Below are 3624 nucleotides of genomic sequence, written 5' to 3' on the forward strand. Positions count from 1 at the left end.
TCTTCTGTGACCAAAACGTGTCTCAACTGTGACGGCACCACGCTGTAATAGGCAGTTTATGGCAGTTCCTGGTGAATTTGACGTTTCACAAGATATTGATTTATAATGAATTTAAAACCAGAGTATCAGGCTTCGAACCAAGGTGTCGGGGGTTCGAGCCCCTCCGAGAACGCCATTTTATCTTTTAAATTCAATAAGTTATAATAAATAATACTTCACAAAGCACTTGGTATTTAACCCTTTTGTGACCAAAATGTGACTTAGAAACCCAATTTAATGTATAAATAATAATTTTTTTGTATATTAATTCCACCATAAAATGGTTAGAGCACTTGGTTAAATTTTGAAGCTTCCTACCAAGAGACATTTCTCACCTTAAATGTATTTACTATTAAGAAGTAAAAGAATTTGTTGTCTATCTTTAATATATAATATGCAAACTCAACCAAGAATATGAATACTGAACCTTCAATTGACGTATTATTTTTAAAACTTGAAATAAATGACTTTGATACCTTTTGTAGACAGTAGTAAATCAATATTCTGCCCACAAATACAGTGAACATATCCTTGCCTACATTGCTTATACAAACATTTATTATCAAACCATTATTAAAATGTATCCTGCTACTACCGAAGAAAGTGATATTGATGAGTTTAAATTTCTTAAGCCAATTCTTGACTATGACACAATAAAGTTATTTCAAACTGTTTTTCTAAAAAGTAGGAATAGATCCTTTTGTGTTGAGTCAAATGCTTGTTTTGAAGAAGATTTGAAAAAATATTGCAGAGATAAAGATTTAATCAGTGAAGAAAAAGAGCACGAATGTAAAGAAAGCAAGTGCTGCCTAAAAAATATAAGAACAAGAAATGTAAGTTATTATGCCAATAAGATTATGAATACTCGAGTTGATAAAAATATTAAACCACAATGGCAAAGTTTTTTTGATGCTGTCTCCGTTGTTCGTAACAGAGGAGCGCACTCCAATGAAGTGCTATCAATAAATGATATAAATAAACTAAAAAAAGGAAGACTTGAAACTGTAATTGATAATAAAAACAAAATAATAAAAGTTGGAATTGGGGTTCAGCAGCATATTTTACAAGAATATATAGACTTCATTACCAATTTTATGAATATTTAACAAATTAATTAACCTGCTCCTCATCTTCTCCCCTCTTTGGCGGGATGTGGTTGAGTAACTGGTCAAACAGAAGTACCCTGCAGTACTAATTATAGCCTTACAAATTTGCCAACTATTAAATAATGCTATAAAAGCGTTGGTATTTTCCTGAGGGTATATTGAAGCTTATTATTCACTATCAATAAATTTCCAGTTTCCAATTTGGAAATCGGAAACCAGCATGCTATAATTTCATTAAAATAGACCGGAGCTTTGCATGCTTAAAGGGCAAGACATAGCTATTCTCATTAAATTGCTTTTAAAAAATAATACTAAAGAAAAAATTGAGTTTAAAAGCATAGCTCATGAGCTTTATATCAGCCAATCTGAAGTGACCAAAAGTATTAAAAGACTAGAGGCTACGAAGCTTCTAACGCGTTATTCGGATGATAGCATTGAATTACATAAGCACGAGCTTATGGAGTTTTTTGTCCATAGTGTGAAGTATCATTTTCCAGCGGAAATTAATATAGCAACACGTGGCATGCCCGCGGCCTATAGCTCCCCTCATTTTAAAAAATTAATCTTGAGCGAGGATTCTTATGTATGGCCCTATATTAATGGTGATACAAAAGGACTTGCCTTAACCCCTATATACAAAACATTACCCAATGCTTTGGATAGAAGCTCTGATGAGAATTTTTATGCCATTATTAGTGCACTTGATCTGATCCGATTAGGTGGGAAGCGAGAAAATCAAATTGCAAAAGAACTATTGGAACATTTTGTATGGAATCAATAAGAGTTAAACAAAACAATGAAGCACTTTATAAGGCAGCAACTCTTTTAAAAGATCTAAATGAACACGTTGTTTATGTCGGTGGCAGAATCGTTGGGCTATTGATAACTGATTTAATAGAAGATGATGTACGACCAACCTATGATATTGATGTCGCTCTGGATTTAGGAAGAACTGATATTGTTGCCCATTATTCTTTACAGAAAAAACTGGAAAGCTTAGGGTTTAAGCCGGATGGAAATGTCAATTGCAGATATGTGTTAGATGATTTTATGATTGATGTCATGTACACCGATGGTGTTTTACAAGGAATCAACTCAAATTGGTATCAAGCAGGTTTTGACAATGCCATTGAGATTCAAATTAAAGACAAAAAAATCAAAATACTCAACGCTGTCTATTTCATTGCTACAAAGCTTGAGGCATTTACTGATAGAGCCTATAAGAATAATGATTATTGGGATTGTAAGGATTTAGAAGATATCATCAATGTTATTAATGGAAGGCCTGAATTATTAATAGAAATAATGAATTCACCAAAAGATGTTGTCCAATTTATTTCAGGATACTTTAAAAAGCTCATTGAAGATCCTAAATGGTTAGAAGCGATAAAAGCAATCGCTCGACTTGAACGCTCTAGAAATATTGTTTTGGGGGCAATAGAAAAAATTAGCACTTTGTAAATTGAAATATTGGGTTTGGAATTAAGAAAAAAATCATTATTTTTAATAATGAATAACACACAGTTTCATCAATTAAATAAAACTATGTCCGCTTTGAGCGTTCCATAGTGTGTTATAAAAACCGCCAGCATCAATTAGCTGTTTATGATTACCCGTTTCGATAATTTTACCATTGTCCATGACCAAGATATTATCCATAGATAAAATGGTTGATAATCTATGGGCAATCACGAGAACTGTTCGGTTACTCATTGCAATGAGTAATGATTCTTAGATCAGTTTTTCTGTTAAAGAATCCAGCGAACTTGTGGCTTCATCTAAGATTAAAATAGGCGCATCTTTTATCAAAGGAAGAAATTATTACATTTTACAGGTTATTTGCCGAAAGCAATTTTTTTTATCTTCGACAAAACTTAGAAGATGGCTACCTTAAATTAACAAAGCTAGACCATAAATACTGCACAGGAAAGCCACTTACAATCGATGCCTCCAGTTCTGAAATAACTTAATATTTCCTTAAGGATTAAACAATACAATGTATTCAATTTTTGAGCTACTCATGCAGATTATCATTAAATAATTAAATATCTTCATGGCGGAGGACTGGTACCACTTAGGCGATCTTAAATCAATAAGCTGGAATTATGTTGAGATAGATTTTTTAAGTTATCAGTGCTTCATTAAAGAAACAATCTAATTGAATTATAAGAATAAAGATTAAAAAATGTTGCTGTATTTTCATACGCTTCATCAAACCCTTTCTGAACACCCTTACATATCAAAATACCTACAGCGAATTGACACGATTTCCGGGACTAGAGATTTCAACAATTTTTATCTCGAATTACTTAACGGTACAGTATTTTGGCTGCGTCAAATCATTAATTTTTTAGTAGGTTCACATGAAAGACAAACACGAACTAAATCAACAAGAGCAAATGGCGTTGATAAGAGAAGAACAAGCCAGAAAATTTAATGAACAAAAAGCAAAAGAAGAGGCAAAAGAACTCTTAACTCA

4 protein-coding genes are annotated in these 3624 nt (G+C 32.5%); 3 read left to right on the forward strand and 1 reads right to left on the reverse strand.

Going from position 1 to position 3624, the window contains the following annotated elements; translation table 11 throughout:
• Positions 1-617: 617 nt before the first annotated feature.
• From Lste_RS10985 to Lste_RS10995, 3 genes are all read left to right on the forward strand, one after another.
• The gene (locus tag Lste_RS10985) at positions 618-1145 is read left to right on the forward strand and encodes a DUF4145 domain-containing protein (protein WP_058510973.1); all 528 of its coding nucleotides are present in this window, start codon (positions 618-620) and stop codon (positions 1143-1145) included.
• Positions 1146-1401: 256 nt separating this feature from the next.
• Entirely contained in the window at positions 1402-1926 is a 525-nt protein-coding gene (locus tag Lste_RS10990; RefSeq protein WP_058510974.1) for a helix-turn-helix domain-containing protein, read from the forward strand.
• Positions 1914-2606: a hypothetical protein gene (locus Lste_RS10995; protein WP_058510975.1), complete on the forward strand. Its 693-nt coding sequence runs from the start codon at positions 1914-1916 to the stop codon at positions 2604-2606. The genes Lste_RS10990 and Lste_RS10995 overlap by 13 nt, the downstream gene beginning before the upstream one ends.
• 72 nt (positions 2607-2678) lie before the next feature.
• On the opposite strand, the gene Lste_RS19160 is transcribed toward Lste_RS10995, so the two are convergent.
• Positions 2679-2858: a hypothetical protein gene (locus tag Lste_RS19160; protein WP_420324187.1), complete on the reverse strand. Its 180-nt coding sequence runs from the start codon at positions 2856-2858 to the stop codon at positions 2679-2681.
• Positions 2859-3624: the final 766 nt, after the last annotated feature.

Source organism: Legionella steelei, from assembly GCF_001468005.1.
In the GTDB taxonomy this organism is placed as follows: Bacteria; Pseudomonadota; Gammaproteobacteria; order Legionellales; family Legionellaceae; genus Legionella; species Legionella steelei.

Coding starts and splice junctions, on each gene's coding strand:
- Lste_RS10985 (WP_058510973.1), top strand. CDS start 618: ATGTATCCTGCTACTACCGAAGAAAGTGATATTGATGAGTTTAAATTT.
- Lste_RS10990 (WP_058510974.1), top strand. CDS start 1,402: ATGCTTAAAGGGCAAGACATAGCTATTCTCATTAAATTGCTTTTAAAA.
- Lste_RS10995 (WP_058510975.1), top strand. CDS start 1,914: ATGGAATCAATAAGAGTTAAACAAAACAATGAAGCACTTTATAAGGCA.
- Lste_RS19160 (WP_420324187.1), bottom strand. CDS start 2,858: ATGAGTAACCGAACAGTTCTCGTGATTGCCCATAGATTATCAACCATT.